Annotated in this window: 13 protein-coding genes; 4 read left to right on the top strand and 9 right to left on the bottom strand. The window is 64.3% G+C overall.

Annotation, left to right across the window (positions count from 1 at the left end; translation table 11 throughout):
- Positions 1-124: 124 nt before the first annotated feature.
- From AH68_RS06600 to AH68_RS06615, 4 genes are all read left to right on the top strand, one after another.
- Positions 125-6,619, top strand: coding sequence for a helicase-related protein (locus AH68_RS06600; protein ID WP_236682372.1), 6,495 nt, complete (start codon positions 125-127; stop codon positions 6,617-6,619).
- Between the two features lie 75 nt (positions 6,620-6,694).
- Entirely contained in the window at positions 6,695-7,000 is a 306-nt protein-coding gene (locus tag AH68_RS06605) for a hypothetical protein (RefSeq protein ID WP_039198719.1), read from the top strand.
- Entirely contained in the window at positions 6,997-7,317 is a 321-nt protein-coding gene (locus tag AH68_RS06610) for a hypothetical protein (protein WP_039198721.1), read from the top strand. The genes AH68_RS06605 and AH68_RS06610 overlap by 4 nt, the downstream gene beginning before the upstream one ends.
- Positions 7,318-7,330: 13 nt before the next feature.
- Positions 7,331-9,163 (top strand): VirD4-like conjugal transfer protein, CD1115 family, encoded by a 1,833-nt coding sequence (locus tag AH68_RS06615; protein ID WP_039198724.1) that lies wholly within the window; start codon positions 7,331-7,333, stop codon positions 9,161-9,163.
- Positions 9,164-9,200: 37 nt separating this feature from the next.
- Here the strand turns inward: AH68_RS06615 and AH68_RS06620 are convergent, their stop codons facing one another.
- The 9 genes from AH68_RS06620 to AH68_RS06660 form a co-directional block, all read right to left on the bottom strand.
- Positions 9,201-10,598, bottom strand: coding sequence for a hypothetical protein (locus tag AH68_RS06620; protein ID WP_039198727.1), 1,398 nt, complete (start codon positions 10,596-10,598; stop codon positions 9,201-9,203).
- The gene (locus tag AH68_RS06625) at positions 10,595-10,789 is read right to left on the bottom strand and encodes a hypothetical protein (protein ID WP_039198728.1); all 195 of its coding nucleotides are present in this window, start codon (positions 10,787-10,789) and stop codon (positions 10,595-10,597) included. Before AH68_RS06625 ends, AH68_RS06620 begins: the two co-directional genes overlap by 4 nt.
- Complete coding sequence (locus AH68_RS06630; protein ID WP_003831755.1) at positions 10,789-11,328, bottom strand: hypothetical protein; 540 nt, start codon at positions 11,326-11,328, stop codon at positions 10,789-10,791. The genes AH68_RS06625 and AH68_RS06630 overlap by 1 nt, the downstream gene beginning before the upstream one ends.
- Before the next feature lie 115 nt (positions 11,329-11,443).
- The gene (locus AH68_RS06635; RefSeq protein WP_236682373.1) at positions 11,444-13,045 is read right to left on the bottom strand and encodes a lytic transglycosylase domain-containing protein; all 1,602 of its coding nucleotides are present in this window, start codon (positions 13,043-13,045) and stop codon (positions 11,444-11,446) included.
- 4 nt (positions 13,046-13,049) lie between these two features.
- Complete coding sequence (locus tag AH68_RS06640) at positions 13,050-15,446, bottom strand: VirB4-like conjugal transfer ATPase, CD1110 family (RefSeq protein WP_039198733.1); 2,397 nt, start codon at positions 15,444-15,446, stop codon at positions 13,050-13,052.
- Between the two features lie 3 nt (positions 15,447-15,449).
- Positions 15,450-15,800 (bottom strand): PrgI family protein, encoded by a 351-nt coding sequence (locus AH68_RS06645; protein ID WP_039198736.1) that lies wholly within the window; start codon positions 15,798-15,800, stop codon positions 15,450-15,452.
- Positions 15,801-15,831: 31 nt separating this feature from the next.
- Positions 15,832-16,677: a VirB6/TrbL-like conjugal transfer protein, CD1112 family gene (locus tag AH68_RS06650; protein ID WP_003830698.1), complete on the bottom strand. Its 846-nt coding sequence runs from the start codon at positions 16,675-16,677 to the stop codon at positions 15,832-15,834.
- Positions 16,678-16,691: 14 nt separating this feature from the next.
- Positions 16,692-16,925, bottom strand: coding sequence for a hypothetical protein (locus AH68_RS06655; protein ID WP_003817136.1), 234 nt, complete (start codon positions 16,923-16,925; stop codon positions 16,692-16,694).
- A 327-nt stretch (positions 16,926-17,252) separates the two neighbouring features.
- The gene (locus tag AH68_RS06660; RefSeq protein ID WP_039198750.1) at positions 17,253-24,254 is read right to left on the bottom strand and encodes a Spy0128 family protein; all 7,002 of its coding nucleotides are present in this window, start codon (positions 24,252-24,254) and stop codon (positions 17,253-17,255) included.
- Positions 24,255-24,401 lie beyond the last annotated feature (147 nt).

Genomic DNA, 24,401 nt, shown 5'->3' on the forward strand with positions numbered 1-24,401 from the left:
GGACGCGTTCTCCGACAAGCCCGAATGGGCCGCCCTGGCCGCCGAGATCCGCGAACTGCTCGACGACGACGAGTACGCGCAGGCGCGCGCCTCCACACTGACCGCCTACTACACGCCCGGCCCCGTGGTCAAGGCCATGTGGGACGCGCTCGATATCGGGTCCGCGCCCATCCAGGTGCTGGAGCCCGGGTGCGGCACGGGCAATTTCATGGCCGGCATCCCCGAAAACATCAAGGCGCACGTGTCGGGCGTGGAACTCGATCCGGTCAGCGCGCGCATCGCGGCCGCGCTGAACCCGGACGCCACGATCCTCAACGCGGACCTCGCGGACTGCACCATCCACCCGGGATTCGACCTCGCCATCGGCAACGTGCCCTATTCGGGCGACATCAGCCTCGACTACCGGACCATGGACGGCGGCACATCCCGCCTCCCCCTGCACGACTACTTCATCGAACGCTCGGTGGACGCGCTGCGCCCCGGCGGCGTCGCGATGCTGCTGACCAGCAGGTACACGCTCGACAAACGCTCCGAGACCATGCGCGCCGACCTCGCGAGGAAGGCCGAGCTCGTCGGCGTGGTGCGCCTGCCGTCCTCGACGTTCGCACGCCAGGCCGGCACCGAGGCCGTCACCGACGTGCTCGTGCTGCGCAAGCGCGAACGGACGCTCGACCGCACGCCCGACGAGGCATGGATCCACTCCGCACCGATCGCCGTGCCCGGATACCAGGACGTGACCGTCAACGTCAACCAGGCGGTCGCCGACGACATGCCAGCACACGCGGTGGGAGACATCAGACCGGTGATCGGACGGTTCGGCGGCGATTTCGACGTCGTCTTCCAGGGTGACGCGGAACAGGTCGGCGAACGACTCCACGGCCTGCTCTCATCGCAAATGCAAATCTCTCAGGCCGGACCATTAACGCCGGAAACGACGGGACCCGTGGCCCGCGCGGAGATCGTGGTCCGGCCGGACCACGTGGCACCGTTCGAATACTCCGTCGACCAGCGCGGAGTGGTCTGGTACGGCGACGGAATCACCGTCACCGAGATCGCCCACGGCCAGGGCGACGAGGCGCGGCGCCTGCGCGGCATGATCCGCCTGCGAGACCTGGCGCGAGAACTCCAACGGCTCGAACTCGACCCCGCCCGCGTCGACGACCCGGGCGTGGAAGCCAAGCGTGCCGAACTCGACCGGGCGTACGACCGGTTCACGGGCGAGTTCGGACGACTGTGCGACCGCGCCAACCAGCGCGCCTACAGCGGCGAGGAATCCGGCTGCCATCTCGTCATGGCATTGGAGGAGACGGATGAAAAAGGAAGGTTCGTCGGCAAGGCGAAATGCCTCTCGCAACGGACCATCAGCCCCGTGCCGCCCATGCCTGCCCATGCCGACAGTCTGGACGACGCGCTGAACATCAGCCTCGACCGCGATGGCAGGGTCGATCTGGAACTCATAGCACGCCTGGCCGACACCACCGTCGAGGAGGCCGAGGCGGGCCTGGGCGATCGGATCATACGCAGCCCCGACACCGGCGACGTCATGCCCGCCGAGGACTATCTCACCGGCGACGTGGGAACGAAACTCGACCACGTCACGGCCATGGCCGAACACCTGAGACACCGTGCCGGCACCGAGGCCATGACACAGTTCGCGGCATCCACCTACGCGACGCCGGAGGACATGCCCGCCATGGAGCAGGCGCGCGAATGGATCGACACCGCGGGAACGGACGTGTGGCGCAGCCTCACGGACCCATATGCCGCCGAATCCTACAGGGATCCGGCACCGGTCATCGAACGCATCAACGACGGACGACACGGATGGACCATGGGCTGGAACCGCAACCCGGAACTCGTCCTCGCCCTCGCCTGGCGGGCTGTGGAGGAACTTCCCGAGAGCCATGCGCGCGTCACCCTCGAACGATCCGACATCGGAGAGCGGAAACCGTGGCACGCACCGGCATGGCACCAATCGCACGGCACCAGCCCACTGTGGGACGCATTGTGCTGGACATGGCGCGACGGCGACGCGCCACAGGACTACGCACCGACCTTCGCCGACCGGCGCATGCCCGTCAGGGACCTCGCCCTGTTCGTCCACAAGATCGCCCACACTGACCGGCTCGAAACCGCCGACAAGACCGCGATCCTCTCCAACCTGTTCGAGAGCTATTCAGCCCACGACGAGCACGGCAGCACGATATGGACGGACACGACCATCGGCGCTATGGCGCGCCAGCTCATGCCCGGCACCGACGACCCCATGCGACTCGCCGAACGGCTCGCCACCGACATGTCGGTCAGCGAATGGATCTGGGGCATCGCCCGCGAACTGCCCGGCCCGCGCCAAGGGGCGTCGCACGACGCCTACAGCACGCCGCCCCGCACCATCGATGCACGCCCCGACGACTACCAGAAGTTCCGAGCGCGCCGCGAGGAGCAGCTCGGACAATGGCGGGAGCGGCCGGAGCACGCCAAGGCCGCGCACGCCGACCAGGCAGACGCGGAACGGCTCGAACACGTGGCCGACCTGCTGGAACGCGTGCAGCCCACCCCATTGGAGACCGAACAGATCAAGGCGCCGCTGGGAGCCCCATGGATCCCCGCCAAGGACATCCACGACTTCATGATGGAGACGTTCAACGTGCGGGGCCACGGACTCACGCCCGGCAAGCTCGCCCAGTACTCGGTCGACTGGATCCCCCAGCTCGGACAATGGCGCGTCGGCTACTCCGGCGGCAGCGACATCGACTACAAGGCCGCGAAGATGTACGGCACCGAGGACCGCAACCCGTTCCAACTGCTGGAAGCATGCCTGAACAACGCGCAGATCACCGTCACCAAGGACTCCCCCACGGAGACCACGGCGGCCGGCAAGCCCAAACGAGTCAAGGACCAGAAGGCCACGATGGCCGCCATCGAGAAGGCCAACGCGATCCGCGACACGTGGAACCAATGGGTGTTCAAGGACCCCGCCCGCGCGCAAAGGCTCACCGCCCTGTACAACCACAGATTCAACAGCCTGCGGCCCCGCCACGTCGACGGATCCTACCTGACCACGCCCGGCACCGCCCACGGCGTCGCCCTACGTCCACACCAGAAAGACGCGGTGGCCCGCGCCCTGCGCAGCGACGAGGGCACCCTCATCGCCCACGTCGTCGGAGCCGGCAAGACGTTCGAGGGCGTCGCCCTCTCCCACGAGGCGAGACGCCTTGGCAAGGCGTCCAAGCCGATGCTCGTGGTCCCGAACCACCTCGTGAGCCAGTGGGCCGGCGGCGTGCTCAGGCTGTATCCGGCCAGCCGAATCCTCGTCATGGACAAGGACGCGCAACGCAACCCGGAATCGGTGCGCCGATTCTGGGGACGGGTCGCCACCGGCGACTGGGACGCGGTGGTCGTGCCGGAAAGCCGGTTCAGCCAGCTGCATGTCAGCAAGGAACGCCGGCTGAGAAACATGCGCGCCCGCGTCGAAGAATTCACCCTGGCCGTCAAGGCAGCCGCCCAGGCCAGGGGCGACAAGGACCCGACCGTCAAACGGCTGGAGGCCGCGCGCAAAAGCGCCGAGACCGCCATGAACAGGCTGCGCGACGGCAAGGAGTCACGCGACGACAAGGCATTGGCGGGCATCGAGTTCGAGTCGCTGGGCGTGGACATGCTCATCGTCGACGAGGCCCACCACTTCAAGAACCTCGGCGTACCCGTCGCCTCCGCGGACCTGGGCATGCAGCTGTCGTCCGCCGCGAAATGCGAGGACCTGCTCGACAAATGCGAATGGCTGCGCGAGGCCGGGCACGGAGGCAACATCGCGTTCATGACCGGCACGCCGGTATCCAACAGCATGAGCGAGCTGTACAACATGCAGCGCTACCTCGCGCCCGGAACCCTCAAGGCGCAGGGGCTGGACACGTTCGCCGCATGGGCGGGCGCCTACGGCCAGGTCGTGCCCACCGTGGAATTGAAGCCCGAAGGCAACGGCTTCCAGGTCAAGCAGCGGTTCGCGCGGTTCCAGAACCTGCCCGAACTGATGAACGCGGTGAAGCAGTTCACCGACATGATCACCAACGACGACATCCAGCTGCCGCTGCCTGAACTGGAGCAGGTGCCCGTGCCCGTGCCGATCACCGACCGGCAGAAGGAGGAGATGGAGGAACTGTCCGACAGGGCCGACCGCGTACGCGACGGCGACGTGCCGCCGGAGATCGACAACCTCCTGCGGATCACGGGCGACGGACGCAAGATCGCCCTCGACCCCAAGCTCCTCAAAGGCCACGAGAACGACCGGCCGTTGGAGAACGGCAAGATCCAGGCATGCGCCGAGAACGTCGCCCGGATATGGCATGAGGAGACCCCACGCCTGGGCACGCAGCTCGTCTTCTGCGATTCGAGCACGCCCACTTCGGGCGGATGGAACGCCTACCAGGACCTCAAGGACCGGCTCATCCAACTGGGCGTGCCGGCCGAGCAGATAGCGTTCGTGCACGACGCGGGCGACAACCCCGCCAAACGCGAGCGACTGTTCGCCAAGGTCCGCTCCGGCGAGATCCGCGTGCTGATGGGAAGCACCCAGAAGCTCGGAACCGGCACCAACGTGCAGGAACGGCTCGCCGCGATCCACGACCTCGACTGCCCCTGGCGTCCCGCCGACCTGGAACAGCGTCTCGGCCGCATCCAACGCCAAGGCAACACGTACGGCCATGTGCGCGACTACCGGTACGTGACCGAGGGCACGTTCGACGCGTACAGCTACCAGACCGTGGAACGCAAGCAGCGTTTCATCAGCCAGCTCATGAGCTCGAAGAGCCCAGCCCGCGAGGCCGCGGACCTCGACGCCGACGTGGTGACCCTCGCCAACATCAAGGCGCTGGCCACCGGCGACCCCGGCATCCAACGCCGCATGACCCTGGAGAACGAGATCAACCAGCTGAAGCTCCTGCGCGCCTCATGGGCGCAGCAGAAGGCCGACACCCGCAGAGACATCGGCCAGCAGCTCCAGCCACGCGTCGAACTCCTGCGCCGGACCATCCGCGAGAAGGCCGACGACAAGCCGCTCGCGTCCAAGGCCCTGGGCATCCACCAGACCGCGCGCATGGACGGACGATGGGAGGGCATGACCATCAACGGCCAGCCGGTCGCCGACCGGCAGACCGCGTGCAGGCTCCTCCACCGGGCCGCCCACCAGGCGCACGACGGGGACACGCTAGCCGAATACGACGGCCTGCCCGTCATCGCGCACAGAGCGGCCACCAGCGGACGGATCACCCTGGCCGTCAAGGCCGTCCACGAACACGAATCCGGTACCGAGATGCCCAGCCCCTACCTGACCGGACCATCCAGCATCGTCAGCCAGCTCGACCGGCTCGTCAGGAACATGGCCACCGACCCCGGCAAGCTCACGGAACGGCTGGCGGACGCCGAAAGGGAACTCGCCGCCGCGCAGGAGACACTGGCCGAACCATTCGCCCACGAGGACGAATACCGGCAAAAACAGGCCGAACTCGAACGACTGACGTCCAAACCCGACGAGCCCCGCGAGACGGAAGGTAGAGACCAGAAAACCACGCAAAAGGAAAGGAGCGAGAACATGCCATTGACCCAGGAAAACGTCAGACGGCTGCTCGAACAGGATCCCGACGTCACCGGCATCACCCAAGGCGGCAACGCCATGGGCAACTACCTCGAGGCAAGGCTCACGGACGGACGGGCCATGCAGATCGACTTCCACGACAACCCCGCATGGAAGGACACGGACCGTCTGTCCGGCCGGATCGAGGTGTCCTATGCCAACCGCCCACAAGCGGAATGGCAATACGACGACAACGACATGGCCGACCGCGAACACACCGTCATCGACCCCTCCGACCCCGACGCGGAGGGAAGACTCGCCAAGGCGGTGAAGGACTGGGAACGCGCGGGAGGCCTCGGCCGGACATCCAAGACGAGCCACCTGGCCGCGCAACAGCCGCCGGAGGAATACGCCTACCGGTGGCGGAAGCCCGGAAACCCCGACAGGCACATCGCATACCTGAGCACCGCCTTCGACCGTGACCAGGCGATGAAGGCGAGGGAGGACGCCGGATACCTCGTGACGAAGGTCGAGGAGGATCCGGCCATACTCTACGAGCGGCACCGCAAGGCGTCCTGCCTACATGCGAGCCACATCCTGGAACGATACGACTCCCCCAACCAGGACGCGGTCAGAATCCTCCACGACATCGTAAGCGAGGTCAACGCTCACGACCCCGAGAACGACATCGCCGCCTACCTCACCTACCCGTCCGACAAGGCGGTCCAGCTCGCCGGCGACGGTCTCACCGAAGCGGACATCGCGGAGAAACGCGAGATGGGCGGATGGGACCCGCTCATGCGCATCAACGAGCAGGGCGACTGGACGGGCGCCACCCAGCAGCAGGCCGACCAGCTCGTCTGGGACAATCGCGACGAGATCCTCGCCCGCGCCTCATACGACAGTGAGCTGTCCACGTGGACGCTCCACCAGCTCGACCAGCTGAAGGAGCCCCAGCCTGCCCAGAGCCTGGACCGCGACCGGCCGGAACCGGATCGCGAAGCGCCCGCACAGACAGAATCCACGACGAAGCGTCGCGGGCCAAGACTGTAGATCCTCTCCAGCCACGGGGCGGCGCGCTTCCGTGCCGCCCCGCATTCATTCCACACGAAGGAACAGAAGACACACATGACAACAGAAGCAAACGACCGGCCGGAACCCGTCATCTGGTTCGAGAGCACCCTCATCAGGGATCCGCAGCCGCACGGAGGACAGGACGACTGGCTGCTCGAGGCACTGGCCGACGCCGACGGGCCGAAGATCACCATCCATGCCAGCGGCGAGGATCACTCGGCGAACATCCACGACAACGCGCACAAGGGATCTCGCCTCATGGTCAAAGGCACCGCCGGAGACGAGGGCTCCGGCATCGATATCGAGGCCACGAGCCTCGCATTCGACCCCAGCCACGACGAGCCGGACGTGGAGCAATGACACGGACCACCGTCAGCGGCATCAGACCGGACAAGACCGGCACCGGCGAATGGATCGACATCAACAGTCACGTCGGCCGTCTCATGTCCACGCTCATGGCCGGCGGCCGGCCATTCAGCATCGACGCCGACCCGGCCGGCATGACCATCGTCACGCCGCTCCCATCCCCGGCAGCCGGCATGGAAACGGAAGCGGCCGGCGGGAACGACTCCAGGACCGGAACAGGCCCGGACGAAGGGCGGATCACCAGCAAAAAGACGCTGTACGAGCGGTTCAAAACCAAACTCAAAGCAAACCTCGACGAAAGAAAACAATAGAAAAGGAACAGCCATGGAACGAATAAGAGGAATCGCCATCAAGACATTGACTATCCTCGCGGGATTCTGGCTCGCCGATCTCGCGGCCGCCCGCATTCAGGCCGGCATCGCTGCCGGTGAAAGCGTGGAACGGATCATGGATGGCATGACGACCATGCTCCAGCATCCGACCGCCCTGGGATTCGATCGGACCAGCCTCCTGTGCGGACTGGGCGGCGCGTGCGCGGTCGGCCTGTTCCACCTCTACCGGTGGAGCATGAGACGCAACTGGAGGGACGGCGAGGAGTACGGGTCCGCACGCTGGTCCACCAGCCGGGAGATGGCCCCATACACCGACGGCGATACCAGGCAGAACCTCCAGATGACGGCCACCGAGGGCCTGAGCCTCGACGCGCAGGCCACGCGACGTAACCTCAACACCGCCGTGATCGGCGGCTCCGGTTCAGGCAAGACCGGCACGCACGTCATCCCCAACATCCTCAAGGGCAGCATGAACTACGCGTGTACCGACCCGAAGGGCGAGCTTTACGCGAAGACCGGCGGAAGGCTGGAGAAGATGGGCTACACGGTCAAACAACTCGACCTGGTGGACCTGACCAGCGAGACGAAATTCAACCCCATGCACTACATCGACCCCGACAAGCCCGACGTGGCGATCATGCGCCTGGTCACCAACATCATGGACAACACCAACGGTTCCACGTCCAAGGAGCACCAGACCGACGACTTCTGGACCAAATCCGAACGCAGCCTGCTGACCGCGCTCACCGCGTTCGTCTACTACCTACCCGACGACATTCTCAAGGATTGCCTGCACATCGACGCCGGCCAGACCCTCAACGCCGTGGCCGACATGCGCGACCTGCTCGAGGCCAGCGAACAGGACGAGACCAAGGAAAGCCAGGTCGACGCCGTCGCCCGGACCGCCACGGAGATCTATGAGGAGACCCGCGCCGAATGGAATCGCGATGGCGCGGACCACGACGATCCGGACCTGCGCGAGGCATGGCGTCTCGCCCAGGGCCTGAAGTTCGCGGCCCGCCAGTACAGGCCCTTCACCCAGGGCGCGGGAGAGACCAAGAAGGGCATCATCATCAGCCTCGGCGTGCGTCTCGCCCCATTGACAGTCGGCCCGGTCCGGGAGATCCTCTCCGACGACAACCTCGGTATCGACCGGATCGGCGGATACGCGGACGAGCACAAGGGCGGATACAAGCATCCCAACGGGAAGACGGCCATCTTCCTCGCCCTGCCCGACGAGGACCCGACATTCAACTTTTTGGCCGCGATCTTCTACCAATGCCTGTTCGACAGCATCATCCGCCGCTGCCGCACCTACCCCGGCGAATGCCTCGCCACGCCATTGCACTGCTTCCTCGACGAGTTCGCCAACGTGGGACGCATCCCCAACTTCGACAAGCTCATCGCCACAATCCGCTCGCGCAAGGTCAGCGTCAGCATCATCCTCCAGACCATCGCCCAGCTCAAGACGATGTACAAGGACTCGTGGGAGACCATCGTGGGCAACTGTGATTCGGTGCTGTTCCTCGGCGGCAACGAGCAGTCCACCACCGAATGGCTCAGCAAGCTGCTCGGCAAGGAGACCATCGACATCCGCACCACCAGCGACTCCAAGGGCGTGTCCGGCAGCCACACCACCAACTACCAGCGCACCGGCCGCGAACTCCTCACGCCAGACGAGCTCGCGCAATTGGACAACGACAAATGCATCTACAACCTGCGAGGACTGCACCCGTTCCTCAGCCGCAAGGCATGGCCCGGAACCACCATCGCCAGACCGAAATCCACGCTCAAGCACTCCAAAGAATGGAAGGCAGCGGCATGAAACCCAACAGCTACACCTTCAACGTGGACAAATGCCGTCAGAGCCCCGGATCGCTGCCGGGCAAGCCGGAGTCCTCATCAGACGGTGCCGGCACGGACCATCCCGGCGAGGCTCCGCCCGTATTGGTGGAGGACGACGAGCCTCCCGAAGACGGGCGTCGCACAGTTCCGGAACCGGATCCGGAACTTCCTTGGGATTGGATTCCTCCCGAATACGAGGGTGTTTGCCGCTGTGGAGCCGACTGGGATTGCGATGCCTGCGCCTGCTGCGCGGCGGCCGCGGCGGCTTCCTGTTCGGCCCTGGCCTTCGCCTCCGCGTCGGCCTTCTCCTTCGCCGTCTTCGATTCGTTGACCGCCTTCACGGCTTTCGCGATGGCGTCCGCGTCGCGTTTTTTGATGGCGTCCAGCAGACTTGCGCGGGTCTTGTCGTCCGCCACCTTGCCGTCGGTCTCCTTGTACAGCGTGTTCGCGTCGTCCACGGTCTTGTCGAGTTTGCTGTCGGTGACGGCCTCGGTTGCGGTCTTGAGATCGGCGAGACGGGTCTTGAGCTCTTTGGTCGTGCTGCGCAGCGCTGCAGTGGTCCGGTCCACGTCGGATGTGGCGGCGTCGGGCGCGCAGGAACCCTTGATGGTGGTCGTCTTTGCGTCCAGGAGCCGATCCAACGCGTCAAGCGTCTTGGGATCCGCGACCTGGCCTCGACCGGTGCCCTCCAACAGTTTGGATGCTTTGGCCGCAGTCCTGTCCAGGTCGGACTGGACGGTCTTGCGTGTCGCTTCGGCCGAGTCGCATGCGCTGATTGCGCTCTCATGCGCCTCCTGCCGCAGGGTGGCGGCGCGTCGGTTTTTGATTTGCAGTCCCATCCAGGACACGGCGATGAGGCTCGCGGCCATGACGATCGCTACGAGCGCTTTCCCGACCGGGAAGGTGCGGCGCACCTTCAGATCGTCGAGGTCGGCCGAGTAGGTGACGGCCGATTTCGTTTCCGATATCGGCGGGATGTCCATTGTGTCCGGTTCCGGGTCGGCGACTTGTTCGAGTGCAGCGGAATCGCCGTCGGCATCCTTCAGGGCCTTCTCCGCGGAATCGTCGGGATGGGACTGGGATGGCTCCGGCCCGGCGGTCCGAGCCTCATCCACAGGCGCCGGTGCGGGTTCCACGGTGAGATGTTCTTCCGGCGGCAATGGCGCGGCGGGTATGGCGACGGGGCGGCGACGGCGCATGGATTCGGGAGGCTCCGGCGCGGCCCCGGCCGTGTCGAAGCCTTGATCCTGCGCGACATGCCACCAGTCGACGAGTTCGGGCCATGCGTGCGGGTGTTCGGCTATGAGGCGCATCCATGGGCGCCAGCCGGGATCGTTGGCCATGGCGTGCAGCTGGTCGGCCGCGAGTTTGGGGCTGAGGATCGGCTCGCCCGTCTTTCTGTCGGTCCTGATCATTCCTCACCGCCCTCGTTTTTCTCCGGGACCTTGTAGCAGAGGGTGGCATAAGCGCCTTCGAGAGGGACGCTGATGCCGGTGCGGTTCCATCTCATGACGGCGTCCATGCCGCCCGACGCCTGCACGTCGGACTGTTCGATGATCCGGGATGCGGGGATGAGGACCGGCCGCCCCTGTTTGTTTGTTTTCATCACTTTTGTTCCTCTGGTTTGCCTTCATGCACCCGGTATCCGCCTTCCAATGGGCCCTTGACCGCCGCGCATCGCCAGCCGTCGTCAGTGAGCGTGTAGTCAAGCACCCAGGATGCCTCCAGCCCGGTGGATACGGCGCATGTCGCCACCCGCCGCCCCGTGGACACGGGGAAGCCGGTGAACTCGGTCTCGGGCAATGGCTGCGGGGCTATGGATGATGCCGGTATGTCGAGGCCGGCGGCATCCGGCGTGAAGTATTCGCCTTCGAGTTGGCCTCGTTCGTCGCCCATGTAGACGCCGAGCGCTTTCGGCGCGAGGTCGGCGCACGGATCATCCTCCGTCGGCGTCGCCGGCTCGGTCTCTTCGTCTCCAGCCGTTTTTTGTCCGGGTTCGGTTTTCGTTCGCGGCCGGGCGACGGTGCTTTGCGTGTCCTCCGCGGTTCCGTTGCCGGCGCATATCACCGCGACGTTTCCTCCCAGGATGAGGAGCGCGACCGCAAATCCCGTCGCGGCGATGATCCTGTTCCTCTTTGGTTCCATGCTTGGTTTTCCTTTCAATGGATGTAACGGACGCCATTTCCGGCTGCGGCCAGTTGGGAGGCGCTGATTTCGCGTGTGGATACGACGCCGAGGCCAAGCGCGTTGGACTCGCTGATCAGGATCGACCCGTCCCGCGGACCTCCTCGACCATGGCGACATGCCCGTAGCCGGCGGACGCGCCCAATACTCCCGGTTGGAACACGATGACGCTGCCGGCGGATGGGGAGCCGTCCACCGTGTAGCCGGCCGACGCCGCGGAACCTGCCCATGTGGCGGCGTTGCCCCACCCTGGTATCGGTTTTCCTATGTCGGCTCTTCTGGTCGCGGCCCACCAGGTGCACTGCCCCCATGGGTATCTCGTGTCCGGCGTGATGCCGGCCGTGGACACGATGCCGCCGGAGACCGTCAGTTTCGGTTCGAGGGAGCCGACCGTGCCACCCTCGGCGGTCCCCGTTGCGGTGTATTTGGTCGCTGCGAGTTCCTTGATCCGCCGCACATAGTTGATGGTTTCCTCGAAGGGCGGCACCATGCCGTATCTGAGCACGCTGCCCAGGCCAGCGTTGTACGCCGCGAGGGTCAGCTCCAACGTGTCGCCGGTCAGTTTCCCGGACTTCTTGGCCGTCTCGACCTGCGAGGCGAGGCCGCACATGTAGTTGCCCTGGCTCCAGATCGCGTCGTGCGGGTTCCAGATGTCGGCCTTGCCGTCTCCGTCGCCGTCCTTGCCCGCGGACGCCCATGTGGATGGCATGAACTGCGCAATGCCCTGCGCTCCGGCGGAGCTGCCGGCCTTCGGATTCCAATTGGACTCCTGGTCGATCTGGGCGGCGATGATGCTCGGCGTGACGACCTGGCAGATGGATCCGGCGCGGATCACGTCGGCCTCGTATTCCGCGGGCACGCCAGCGACCGTGGATTCGCTGGCGCTGGATCCCAGGAACGCGCCCATGACAGCCAGGAGCAAGCCGAGCACCGCGAGCATGGCCGCGATGACAGGCATGATGGGAAGGCTGATGGAGGCGGCCCCCGCGATGACTCGGGACGCGGCCATGCGAACGAAGTTCGCGGCGGCGCGGGCGGCGCGCACGGCGGCCTGCCCGGTGGCTTTCGCGCCGCGTACCGCCTTGGCCGGCGAGCGGCGGTGCCGCCAGATGAATTTGGCCGACGAATTGACGCCCTTCACGCCCGCGCGTGCCGCTTTGAAGGACAGGTCGCGTGTGGTGCTTCCCAGCTTCGACGCGAAGTCGTCGTCGGCAGCGGTGAGCCTCGCGCCGGCTTCGTCCATCCAGCCCATGCCGGTGGAACCCATCCGTTTGACGCTACGGCCGGCTTTCCCAAGGCCCGCGCCTATGTGCTTGCCGATCCGCTTGCTCGCCTTGCCTTTCGCGGCGAACTTGCCGATCTCATCGCTGGGCTTCGCCTCGGACAGCGCCTTGGGTTTGCCGGCCGTCTTGCGCATTCCCCTGCCCGACCGCAGGGCGCGTTTGCCGCGGTTCATGATGCGCCGCGCCTTGCCGGCCGCCCAGCCCACGCCGTGCATGGTGGAGGACATGCCGTGCATGCCGGCGCGGCCCGCCATCTCGGCGGCGGTGTGGCCCATGGAGTCGGCGATGTCGGTCCGGTCCGCGCCGAACTGCGCGGTGCTGGACACCACGCCAGTGGCCGCGCGTCCGATGCGGGCGCGTGTGCCTCCGGCGTGGTGGGCTTGGGTTCCGCTCATGCGTTTACTTTCCTTCCTGGAAGGTCGTGGAGTACAGCCGGTAGAGGTCGCCGCCCGCGGGGATGCGACCGTCGAACGGCACGTAGGCGCTGCCGATCTTCATGAGTCCCTGGCCGGGCAGCACGCCGGTGAAGTACTGGCGCTGCTCCTCACTCAGGGTCAGCAGCTCGCACAGGGCGTCCGCGTCGGTGCTGTTCTGGCTCAGGAGCATGAGGAAATCGCTGTTGGACAGCATCTCGCGCGCGTCCTGGAGGTCGAGGATCTCCTCGACGTTCTGCGTGATGCCGGTGACGCCGAGCCCGTATTTGCGGGCGCGCTTGTAGATGTCCTTGAACTGGGCGGCGGCGTACTGGTTGGAGAAGAAGCGGTGGAACTCGTCGACGTACAGCCAGGTGCGCCGCCCGTTGGCCTTGTTGCGGATGACGCGGTTCCACACCTGGTCGATGACGACCATCATGCCGAACGTGCGCAGCTCGCCGGACAGGCCGGACACGTCGAACACGGTGAACCGGTTGGACAGGTCCACGTTGGTCTGCCCGTTGAAGCCGCTCATGGAGCCGGTGATGTACGGGTTGAGCGCGTCGGCAAGGTACCGGCTCACCTGGTCGCCGCCCGCCTGCAATTCGTCGTGCAGGTCCTGCAATGTGGGCTGGACCACTCCCCCGCCCTGGTTGCGGTAACGCGTGTACAGGTTGCTGACGCACTGGTCGACGAGTCCCTTCTGGAGCGGGTCGAGGCCGTCGATGCCGCCTATGAGCGCGCCGATCATGGAGACCACGTTGTTGGTCTTGTCCTTGACGGGGTCGGAGGCCGAGTCGTCCTCCAGGACGATGTCCATCGGGTTGACGCGCGTGCCGGTGCCGGCGCTGATCTGGATGATCTGTCCGCCGAACGCGGCCGCGAGGGCGAGGTATTCGCGTTCCGGGTCGATGACGATGACCTCGTCGTCACGGTTGAGGAACATGCCGGCGATCTCCTGTTTGACGGTGAAGGATTTGCCGCCGCCGGACGTGCCGAGCACGAATCCGTTGGAGTTCATGTGGCTGCGCCGGTCCGCGAGGATCGGGTTGCCGCTCCTCGCGTTGCTTCCGTAGAACAGGCCGTGCGGCTCGAACACCTCCTGCGTGGTGAACGGGATGAGGATGGCCGCGCTGTTCGTGGTCAGGGTGCGTTTCATGGGCAGAGGGTTGTTGCCCAGCGGCAGTTCGGCCGTCAGTCCCTCCATCTGCATGAACTTGAGGCTCTCGGCCGTGCAGGACTGCGCGTTGACCTTGGCCTTCACGTTCCTGCACGCGACCTCCAGCTCCTCCTGGCTTGCCGCGGACACTCCGATCACGATGATCGAGTCCACGAGCCTCTGGTTGGTGGAGCGCAGCTCGTCGCGCAGTTGGCCGAGCTGTTCCTGCTGGTCGGCGAGGTCGTCGGGAAGGTCGTCGGGGTCGAGGCCCTGCTTGCGGTTCTTGCGCCGCTGGTCCATGATCTGCATCTTGACCTCGGCGTTCTTACGGCGCACGAGCGTCATGCTTTCGCCGCGGTCCATGGGCGCGAGGTGGATGCTCACGTCGACGCGGGCGCGCAGTCCGGTCAGGTCGTTGACCAGCTGGTCGGACAGTTCCGGCGGCAGGCTGGACACCCACATGGTGCGGTGCAGGTATTTCGAGTCCAGGGATTCGATGTCCAGCTGGGTGGGATTTCGCGCGTCGATGCTCCACGGGCACACGAGGTCCTTGGTGTCGGGTTTGCCGGGCTGATGCTCGAAACGGCGTTCGTCGAACCGGAACTCCTCGCCGGGCCGGAGCACCTCGGCCATGAGGCGCAGCCGGTGCTCGCGGTCGAGCCGGGTGGCCTTGCATGCGTCGATGGAGCGCATCTGGCTGACGAGGTTGTTGCACAACGCGTTCAGGGTCGCGACGGCGGCCTGCTCGTCGCTTTCGCGGACGGTGACGGTCAGGGTCTTGACGGTGCTGGTGTTGCGGCTGACGGATTCGAGTTTGCCTTGGGCGAGGCGGTTGTAGTCGAGCCTGTAGTGGTCGAGGCCGTCGCCGGTCTCGTCCATCATCACGTCGGCGAGGATTTCGCGCACGCCGCGTGAGCGCGTGTAGGAGGCGATCTGCACGCTTTGCCCGGCCTCGAAGCTGTTGATGAGCTTGGCCCACCGGTCGATGATTTCCATCTGGTGGGATTCGGGGCTCAGCTGGTAGTTGATGTCCTGGAAGAGGATGGTGGCGCTCCACCGTCCGTCGTCCAGGCTGGCGATCCCGTTGCGCAGCATCGCGTCGTAGCCGATGAGCTGCTTGACGCCCTTCGGCAGACGCGTCGCCTTCTTTCTCCGCGCCTTCGCCCTGGCTTCGGCACCGCCTTCGGCCGGCGCGACCACCGGGGTCTTCTTCTTTCCGAACATTCCTCACCTTTCCTTGATCGTTGGTTTCGCGCCGGTGCGGTATGGTCTGCCAGGACCGTCGAGCAGGTAGACCTCGCGCTGCGTGTAGTGACGCAGGATGTATTTCAGGTATTTCTCGGGCATGAGGCCCTTTGGCCTCACCCATCCCCATACGGCTATGGGCAGGCCGGGCGGGAAAATCAGGTACATGGCGAGGTTGGGGTCCATGCCCAGCCCGAGCCACAGTCCGACGTATCCTCCCCCGCACACGATGGCGAGGATGACGGCGGCGAGGCACTGCCGCCAGCTCATTCCCATGAACACCTTCGATTCGATGGTGGTCAGTTCCCTGTAGACGGGCATCTGCAACGCCATGATTGCTTCCTTTCGTGGATTGCGTTGTGTTTCATTCGCCGCCGAAGAGCTTCTTGGCGACGGAGTTGGCCGCCATGACGATGCCGATGAGCATGACGCTCGCCAGGAGCAGGCCGGTGAAGTTGTCCATCACCCAGCCGGAGAGGCTGTCGCCGTCCTTGAACTTGCTCGGGTTGAGCGTGCCGCCCACAAGCGTGCGGTACATGAGGATCGCCAGATACAGGGTCGCGCATTGGAACACCAGCGACGCGTACTGTTTGAAGTAGTTGATGCCCCACTGGCGGGTCTCCTCCTGGGCGATGAACGCGATCGGCAGCGGGTTGAACGCGGTGAGCATGTATATCTGCACGAAACGCAGGAGGATGACGACGGTGACGACGATGGTCGCGCCCTTGGAGACGAGGAACGGGATGAGCAGCAGGATCAGGCACGGTATCTGGCCCATCCAGCCGGCGGAGTCGATGGCGTCGCGCATGCTGTCGCCAAGGCCGAGGCCCGACGATGCGCCGGTGGTGGGCGCCGCCGAATGGATGCCGCCGAGCACGCTGTCGCCGATCTCGTCGATGGCCTGGAGCATGAGCTCACTGTGCTGGGCCGCGGTGAACACGAGCGTGAGCTTGAACATCGCCATGGCGACGAGCTTGACGCCCAGCTCTCGGTCGCCGTCCGCCCGGGTGCTGACCCTGGCGAGTTCCAGGACACACATGATCGCCAGTATCGTGCTGGCTATGGGTTTGACCGCCGAGCGGGCGACGGTCAGGCTCAGCTGGTACATGCCCGCGTTGTATTCGGCGGGGGTCTTCAGCAGGTCGGCCACGAGGTCGTCGCCGACGCCGGACCCTATCGAGTTGAGGATGCCGACGATGAAATCGACCATGCGTGGCCTCCCGTCTACAGGGCGATGTTGGAGAACAAGGCCGCGGCCGCGATGATCAGGCCGCCGCCGACGACCTGCCAGACGCCCGACTGGGTGGCGGGGCCGTTCTGGTCCTTCAGTCCTCCGGCCAGAGTGACCACGCCCCACACGGCCCACAGGCCGCCGCCGATGATGGCGAACTGGCTGAAAAGCTGCAACGCGCTGGTGACGACGCTGCCGCTGTCTGCCGCGATGGTGATTCCGTACATGATGTTTTCCTTTCGACTTGTTTTGGATGACATGACCACGGTATGGCCGTCGAGAAGGCTCCGGTTTGGACGTTCCCGACGAAACCGAAGAGGCTCGGACGATGGTATGGAAAAGGCCCCGCCGACCGTTCGCCGGTGGGGACGGGTCCCGCCGGCGAACGGTCGGCGGGGCCTTTCCCATGCCCGGAACCCGTCGTCGTAACGTCTCCTTCGATCCTCACGCATACGAAAGAACCGCACCTCCGATCATCGAATCTGAATTTCTTCAGTCCAACAATCGGGGTGCGGTTCACCGCTCCCCTGCCCGGCCTTTCTACTACCGTGGCCTTACTTCCTGTGCCGCGCGGTCTCGGTTTGGTTTCCGCGACGGCGGAACAGCATCAATCCCACTCCCAAGAGCGTGAACGCGGCCAACGCCACGGTCGGCGCGGATACGCCGGTCTTGGCGAGTTGGCGAATCGTCTTCACGATGGCCGGGGTCGCCGGTGGAATGTAGGAGTTGGTGAACTCGGGTCGGGTTCCGGTGATGGTGACCATGCCGGGGGTCGTGGACGGCTTGTCCCCGACGGCATCCCCCTTGGTCTTGTCGGTCGGCGTGGCGCTGGAATCCTTCGTCTTCCCGTCCGTCGGGTCGTATTCGACCTTGGCGGTCAGATTGCCTTGCAGGTCGTCGCCCACGGTGACGGTCACGTGGTGTTCCGTCCTGTCGTAGGTGACGTTCTTCTCGCCGGTGTTCCTTTCCCGAATCACGTACCGGTGTTCGCCGCAATCGTCGATGCCGTTGTTGTCACGACCGTAGGTGAGAGGCTTGAACCGGATGTCGCCGTCCTTGTCGTTCCGTTCGGTGTCGATGACCTTGCCGGTCTTGTCCACGAGTTCGAACTCGAACTCGTCGGCCTTCAACTCGCGTCCGGTCAGACGCTTGCGTGCGGTGAGTTCCACGAGCACGTTCTGCGGCTGGTACGTGTTAGTGAAGCGGATGCCGTCCTCGGAACCGTTTTCGGTGGAGTATTCGGTCTTCGCGGTCAACGTGTGACTGTCCGCATCCTCGGTGACGGTGACGGTGACGGTGTGGCTGGTGGTGTCGTAGGTGACGCCGCCGAGCTGGGTGTCCGTTTCGTCAACGGTGTACTTGTAAATGCCGGTCTTGTCGAACGTGAGCTTGTCGAAGGTGAGCGTGCCGTCGCCCTCGTCCGCTTTCGCCTCACTGCCGGTGGTGCGCTTGAACCGCTTGGATTGGAGCGTGTTGCCGTCCATGTCCTTCAGTTCGGCCGTGAACTCGCCATCGTTCAGGGCGCGTCCGGTCAGGTGCTTGTCCGCCTTCACGGTCACGTCAACGGGTGTCGGCGTGTACGTGTTGTCGAAGCGGATGTCATTGGTCTGACTGTCGGCGGTGGCCGCGAGCATACCGCCGTTGTCGGTGACGGTGACGGTCACATCGTATTCCTGAGTGGAGTAGCCGATGGTCTTGTCCGTTCCGGCGAGTTCCTTCACGTGATACGTGTATACGCCGGGCATGGTGTAGACCATTTGTCCGAATGTGAAACCGCTTCCCTTGTTTGTGACGGTTACTGTTCCGTTTTGGCTTCCGGCTGGCATTGGCATGTCGTTCATGCTGATGGCGTTGCCGCCCGAATCATGTGCGGATACCGCGTTCAACTGGAACTTGAATTCACCGTCTTGTGGAACGCGGCTGGTTGCCGTATCCGTGTTGACGATGTTTTTCACGCCGCTGATAGAGTATCCGACGTTCTTCGGACTGTAATGGTTGGTGAACGTGATGTTCTTGCCGTTAGCGCCGGTGGTCGGGGTGACGGTCTTGGACACGACGGCCAGCTTGCCCGTATGGTCAACATCCTTGACCACGTAGGTGATGGTCGCAACCGTCCCGTCCTTGGTGACGCCCGGAACGGTCGTATCCTGTTCCGACATGGTGAACACGTAGGTGCCTACGAGCGGGAACGACAGTTGGTCGAATCGGATGTTGCCCTGCTGGTTGTTCCGTTTCGTCTGGTCGGCGTTCGACACGTTGGCGGGCGCGGACTGTTGTTGGAGCGTGAATGCGAAGTCTTCGCCCTTGAGCGTGTACTTGTTGCCCTTGGAGGAGGTCATCTTCTTCACTGCGGTCGGATTGTCCGTGGCGGGTTGGGCATGATACGTGTTGGTGAATTCCGGAATGTTGGTTCCGTTATCATACTTCACGTCGGCCAACAGTTGGCCTTCGCCGTTGTCGGTGACGGTGACCCTCACGTGATGTTTCGTAGCGTCATAGGTGATGCCGCCCCTGTCGCCTTGGACTTCGCTGAGCGTGTAGTCGTACACTCCCGTCTTCGTGTAGGAGATGGTGTCGAACAGGACGTCGCCCCGCTGGTCGTTGGTTTTCACCGTTCCAACCTGACCGCCTGTCTTGTCCTCGACGCACGTGAACTCGTATTGTCCGGCTTGCAGTTGGACGCCTGTATGGTCGGGGTCCGCGAGGGTCTTGTGCGCACGGAATTGCACGCTGACCGGCTTCGCCTGATACGTGTTCGTGAACGTGGTCGGATAGGCCGCGTTCGTTCTGGTTTGGGCTTTCAACTGTCCGGTCAAATCGTCGGTGACGGTGATTTGCCACATTCCCATGTGGGAATCGTAGTTGACGCCGCCCGCCGACTGGCGGATTTCACGCACCGTATAGGTGAACGTCTTGGACTTGTTGCCTTTCAGTTGGCTGGCGGTGAACGTCAACGGCTGGAAGCGGATGGTACCGTCCTCGGCGGCGTTCACGGTCTGCACGGGCACGCCGACCGCCCGCTCGTTGTCGAACAGTTGGAATTGGAAGTCGGTGAGCTTCGCGTGACTGTTGTTGGCGTCGCCGAACATCTTGCGGGCGGTGAGGGTGACGGTCACGTCCTTCGGCGCGTACGTGTTCGTGAACTGGATGGCGTCGGATTGGACGCCGTCGCACGTCGTGTTGGCGGTGATGCGACGGGTGAACGTGGTCAGATCGTCGGCGACGGTGACGGTCAGAATCCAAGTGCGGTCGTCGTAGGCGATGCCCGGGTTGTCGCCCCTGCGTTCCCGGACCTGATACCGGTAGACGCCGTCCTTGGCGAAGGCGTTGGAGTTGATCTGGAGCGTCTGCGTCCTGTTGTCGGCGAACGTGATGGACGCGGGCACCGCGTTCGCGGGCGCGCCGTCCAACGCGGTGACGTCCGCGACGTACCTGTCCCTGTCGGTCCAAGCGCCGTTCGGACGCCCGTCCAATACCTTGACCGCCTTGAACGTGGCGGGCGTGGCGAGCATGAGCGTGCCGCTCATGCCGTGGTCCTCGTTCGGGTCCTCGTACACGGCGGACGTCATCTCATCCAACGCGGGGAACGGTTTCAGCGTGATGACGCCGGCGACCATGTTGCCGTGCGAATCGTTCTCCTGATCGCTGTCGGAGTCGGTCGCCTCGCTCGCGTCCTTCGCGTTCTTGACGGTCACATGGAGCCTCGACCAGTCAGTGCCGGTTTTCGGCGTGAACCTGAGCTTGAACCCGGAGCCTGCCGGAATGGAACCGATTTCGTAGTGGCCGTTCCTGTCGGTTGTGGTGGCGCAGGGTTTGCCGTTCACACTGGTGACGGTCCTGCCGTTGCCGTCCACGAGGGTGACGTTCACGTCGGGGAGGAGACGGTCGGTGTCCTCGCGTACGCCGTCATGGTCGAGGTCGAACCATGCGACGCCGTTGACCTTGCGTTCCACGACCTGTGCGACCGCGTCCACCTTGTTGTCGCCGTCCGCCCACCGGTTCACGTACGCGTCGGCCGCGCTGTTGCCTGTAGGCTTGATGCTCAGGATGAAGTCATAGCGGGCGTTGGCGGGCAGGCTTGGCGAGGTGAACGCCCACGCCACCGGCTTGCTGTAGCCGTCGGGGATGGCCACCTTGCCTGTGGTCGCATTCACCGTGGCTTCGGTCCATTGTTGGACCTGTTCGCGGGTTATCTTCGTCGCGTCCACGTTGCGCCACTTCTGGTCGGTGGTGAAGTAGACTTTGACGCCGTTCATGCTCGCACCCGCACCCGCCTTGACGGTGAGTCCGGTCAGAGCGTAGTCGCCGTGATAGTTGGACTGGTTCAAGCCCTTGTTGTAAGGCATGATGTCCACCGCATACGGATTGGTTTTCTCGTCCTTGGAGAAGTTGCCCAGCATGTTCCTGTATCCCAATGGGCGTTCGATGTCGTTCAGCAGCGGGTCGGCGCGGGTCGCCAACGCGGTCGCGCGTGTACGAGACACGCGAACCGTGTAGTCGGCGGTCTGCCCCAACATGGATCTGGGCTCTCCCATGGCGCGTTTGGAGCGAATCTCCACATGGTTCATGTACTGCTGGTTGTTCTTCGCGTCGTTGTCGGGGTCGGACGCGTCGCCTATCATGGTCGTGAAATGCAGCCGTGTTTTCGTCGAGGAGTCAGCCTTCGCGCCGTTCACGACGTATTCGAGGGTGGTTGTGCCATCCTTGTTCCTGCTGATTTTCGGCGTGATTGACTGGCCTCCGGTCACGGTTCCGCGTTGCTGCCCATGGTCATGTTCGGCGTAGGTCCCGCCCACGTAGCTGGAGCCGTCAACGTAGGTCAATCCGGCGGGCAGGGTGTCCTTGATGTGGTAGTCGGTCACGTAGCCCCCGCCCGTGCTTGAGGCTTGGGTTTCGGCGCTTGCGGTGACGACCCAGTCAACGTAGCGTTGCTCCTTGTCCAAATCGTAGACGGTTTTGGCGGATGTCCCGTCGTCACCGCTCTGCGCGGTGCTTTTCCCGACATGCGGCTGCTCTCCGACGACGTACAGGGTGTCGCCCTTCACATTTCCGGCGGTGTCGCCTCCTTGGTAGGACCCGTCTTCGGAGAACGTCGCCTTCACGTAGTTCTTGCCGTCAACATGCAGGTCGGCGTTACCGTATTCCCCGACGAAATCCCGGTAGCGCAGGCGTCCAACCTTGGAGACGAACGACACCCATGGGGCGATGTCGTCGCTGTTGGCGTCAAGCCCGTTCGCCTTAGCGAGTTTCGCGCGCGTCCAGAAGTCAACCTGTCCGGTGATTTGGGCGGTTCGTCCGACCGCCGTGTCCTTGATTCTGACCGGGAGGGTCAGTCCGGAGGCAACCCTTTGCCCCAAGGTGGTTCGCGTCGAATCCCAGACCCGGGTGTCGCAGACGGTCGCGGCGAGCACCAGCCCATGTTTCGACGCCTCGGCGTAGGTGTCGTACCAGTCGAAGTCCTCGTAGGACGCCTTGGCTTGGCTCTTGTCGTCGGGGAAGTTCCCTCCGTCCGGTCTGACGCCCCAGATGACGGGTGCGGACGAGTTGCCGTCTATCGTGTCGGAACCGGACCATCGCGCACCCCACGTGCTCACGGTTATTTTGACCATGTAAGGTTTCGAGGGGTTGTTCTCGGCGGCCAGCGGAGTCATCACGGTCGGGTCCCATTTCATGAGATGGTAGCCTATGACTCGACCGTCACCGACTGTGCCCAAATTGTTTTCGGTGCTGCTCATGATGCCGATGGACTTACCGGCCAACACGCGATCGCTGCCCTGCTCACGTTCGGGGTCCTGCCACCGTCCAGTGGTGGAAGCGTCCTGTCGGCCGCAATCGGTCGAAGCGCAGGACGTATAATACAGGGATTGATTGAACCGGCCGTGCAGCAGTACGGCATAGTCGAAGGTGGTGGAATCGTCGTTGGTGACGGTCTGGTTGCCGTTGTCCTTCGAAGAGGGCAGCGAGTACCCGGATTCCGTGTCCGCCGTCAGTGACCGGTCATACGCGCTGACGATTCCCGTCTGACCTTTGCCATAATATTGCGCGGCCGTTTTGCCGTCACGCGTGGTGGGGAGGATGAAAACGAAGTTGTCCACATGCAACGGTGCGACCTGCTGCACGGTTCCCGTCGAATCCATGTAATCGGTCGAACAAACACCTTTGTCGCCCCAAGTGTTCCTACAGGGGTAGTTCGCCACATCGTATCCGTCGAAGGAGACCTCGATGGTGGTCCCGTCATCATCCGTGGTCCCCTCATCATAGGAGACGTCGCCGTCCAGCACGCTGTTCTCGTTGACGGCACCGGCTGTGATGGAAAACGGGAACCACCAGGTAGAGTGGTCGAAGGAGTCCACCGCTCTTACATGAGATGAACTATAGCCGTCATGGAGCCTGTCCCAAAGCAGGGGTTGCCATTTCCTCTCGCCCGCATGCTTCGTATGATCGGCGTCGTCATCACGGAACACGTTCTTCACGTGAAGCTTGTACGAGATTCTCCCCCTCGGAGCCTCGATGCCCTTCAACCCCTTGGAACGGTCCGGCCAACGCATCGACACCATCGCTCCGACGTGGAGCTGACGGCCCGACACCTTGCCTTGGGTCTTGTTGGGCGCGGACGCGTCGCCCGTGCCGAAATCATAGACCCCGCCCCCCACGGTGTAGGTCTTCAGACTCACGTTCAGGTTGAGTTTCGCGCTGACGGTCACGTCGGCGGGCGTGTCCTCGGCCCGTTTGTGCGTGCCCGTGTTCGTCGGGTTCGAGGCGTCCCATGCGGGCCACGCCTTCACGGTCGGATGGAACCGGTAGCCGTGGGGCGCGCCCTTGACGGCGACCGACAGGCCGATGGAACCGGTGCCGGGGTTCACGGTCGGCGACTGGCTGGTCGGCTCCAACAGACGGTAGCAGGTGTACACCTGCGTGACGGTCCCGTCGATGGTTTCCGTGGTGAGTTTCGGCTCGTAGCCGGGCGTATGGTCCACCCAGCCCATCTTCTCCGCGTCGAACGTGACCTTGTCCTTCGGGTAGGGCAGTTCGAACCGGAAGCCGACGCGCGTGCGCCGATAATAATCCATGGTCGAGTCGGGGGTGAGCGTGTACTCGTAATCGTAGGTCACCGTATCGTACGAGCGGACGATGTCGTTGGTCTCGTCCTTGTCGTCGCCGCGTTCGTTGTCCTTGTCGAACGGCGCGGTGCCGGTGATGCGGTCGGTGAGCCTGAGCCTGCTCACGGCGGCGCTGTCCGTGTCGAGCATGTCGTGGATGGTCACGTCCGGCGCGGCCTGACCCGCGTCCGCCTGCGGAGCGGATTGCGCGGGCGCACCGGTGTCGGATTGTTTGTCCGCCCCGGTTCCGGCCTCGTCGCCGGAACCGGTGTCGGGTTTCGTCGCGGCCTCGTCGCCGCCCGTGTCCGTCTTCACGTCGGGTTCGGCTTGGATTCGCGTGGACGTGCCCATGGTCGTATCGTCCGCATACGCGGCGGACACGGCCGACGCGCCTGAGCCGAACAGCGTCGCGGTCGCGAGTATGAGCGCGGCGACCTTTCTCAGACCGGGTTTCATCGCTTTTCGGTTCCTTTCGGGGATGTGCCGTGACAAGTGGAGGGAAGTATGAATACGGCTGTTCTAATGGTGTGGAGGATGGGTCCCAAGTACGGTTTGCAGGAGAGTTCCCGGGACCCGTCCCCCGGTTTTCGTCCTTCCCGGCTC

Source organism: Bifidobacterium catenulatum PV20-2, from assembly GCF_000800455.1.
Lineage (GTDB): Bacteria > Actinomycetota > Actinomycetes > Actinomycetales > Bifidobacteriaceae > Bifidobacterium > Bifidobacterium kashiwanohense_A.

What these genes read in the sequence shown, in the direction of transcription:
- AH68_RS06615 (WP_039198724.1), top strand. Translation starts at nt 7,331, where the DNA reads ATGGAACGAATAAGAGGAATCGCCATCAAGACATTGACTATCCTCGCG.
- AH68_RS06645 (WP_039198736.1), bottom strand. Translation starts at nt 15,800, where the DNA reads ATGGCGTTGCAGATGCCCGTCTACAGGGAACTGACCACCATCGAATCG.
- AH68_RS06660 (WP_039198750.1), bottom strand. Translation starts at nt 24,254, where the DNA reads ATGAAACCCGGTCTGAGAAAGGTCGCCGCGCTCATACTCGCGACCGCG.
- AH68_RS06650 (WP_003830698.1), bottom strand. Translation starts at nt 16,677, where the DNA reads ATGGTCGATTTCATCGTCGGCATCCTCAACTCGATAGGGTCCGGCGTC.
- AH68_RS06640 (WP_039198733.1), bottom strand. Translation starts at nt 15,446, where the DNA reads ATGTTCGGAAAGAAGAAGACCCCGGTGGTCGCGCCGGCCGAAGGCGGT.
- AH68_RS06620 (WP_039198727.1), bottom strand. Translation starts at nt 10,598, where the DNA reads ATGATCAGGACCGACAGAAAGACGGGCGAGCCGATCCTCAGCCCCAAA.
- AH68_RS06635 (WP_236682373.1), bottom strand. Translation starts at nt 13,045, where the DNA reads ATGAGCGGAACCCAAGCCCACCACGCCGGAGGCACACGCGCCCGCATC.
- AH68_RS06655 (WP_003817136.1), bottom strand. Translation starts at nt 16,925, where the DNA reads ATGTACGGAATCACCATCGCGGCAGACAGCGGCAGCGTCGTCACCAGC.
- AH68_RS06610 (WP_039198721.1), top strand. Translation starts at nt 6,997, where the DNA reads ATGACACGGACCACCGTCAGCGGCATCAGACCGGACAAGACCGGCACC.
- AH68_RS06605 (WP_039198719.1), top strand. Translation starts at nt 6,695, where the DNA reads ATGACAACAGAAGCAAACGACCGGCCGGAACCCGTCATCTGGTTCGAG.
- AH68_RS06630 (WP_003831755.1), bottom strand. Translation starts at nt 11,328, where the DNA reads ATGGAACCAAAGAGGAACAGGATCATCGCCGCGACGGGATTTGCGGTC.
- AH68_RS06625 (WP_039198728.1), bottom strand. Translation starts at nt 10,789, where the DNA reads ATGAAAACAAACAAACAGGGGCGGCCGGTCCTCATCCCCGCATCCCGG.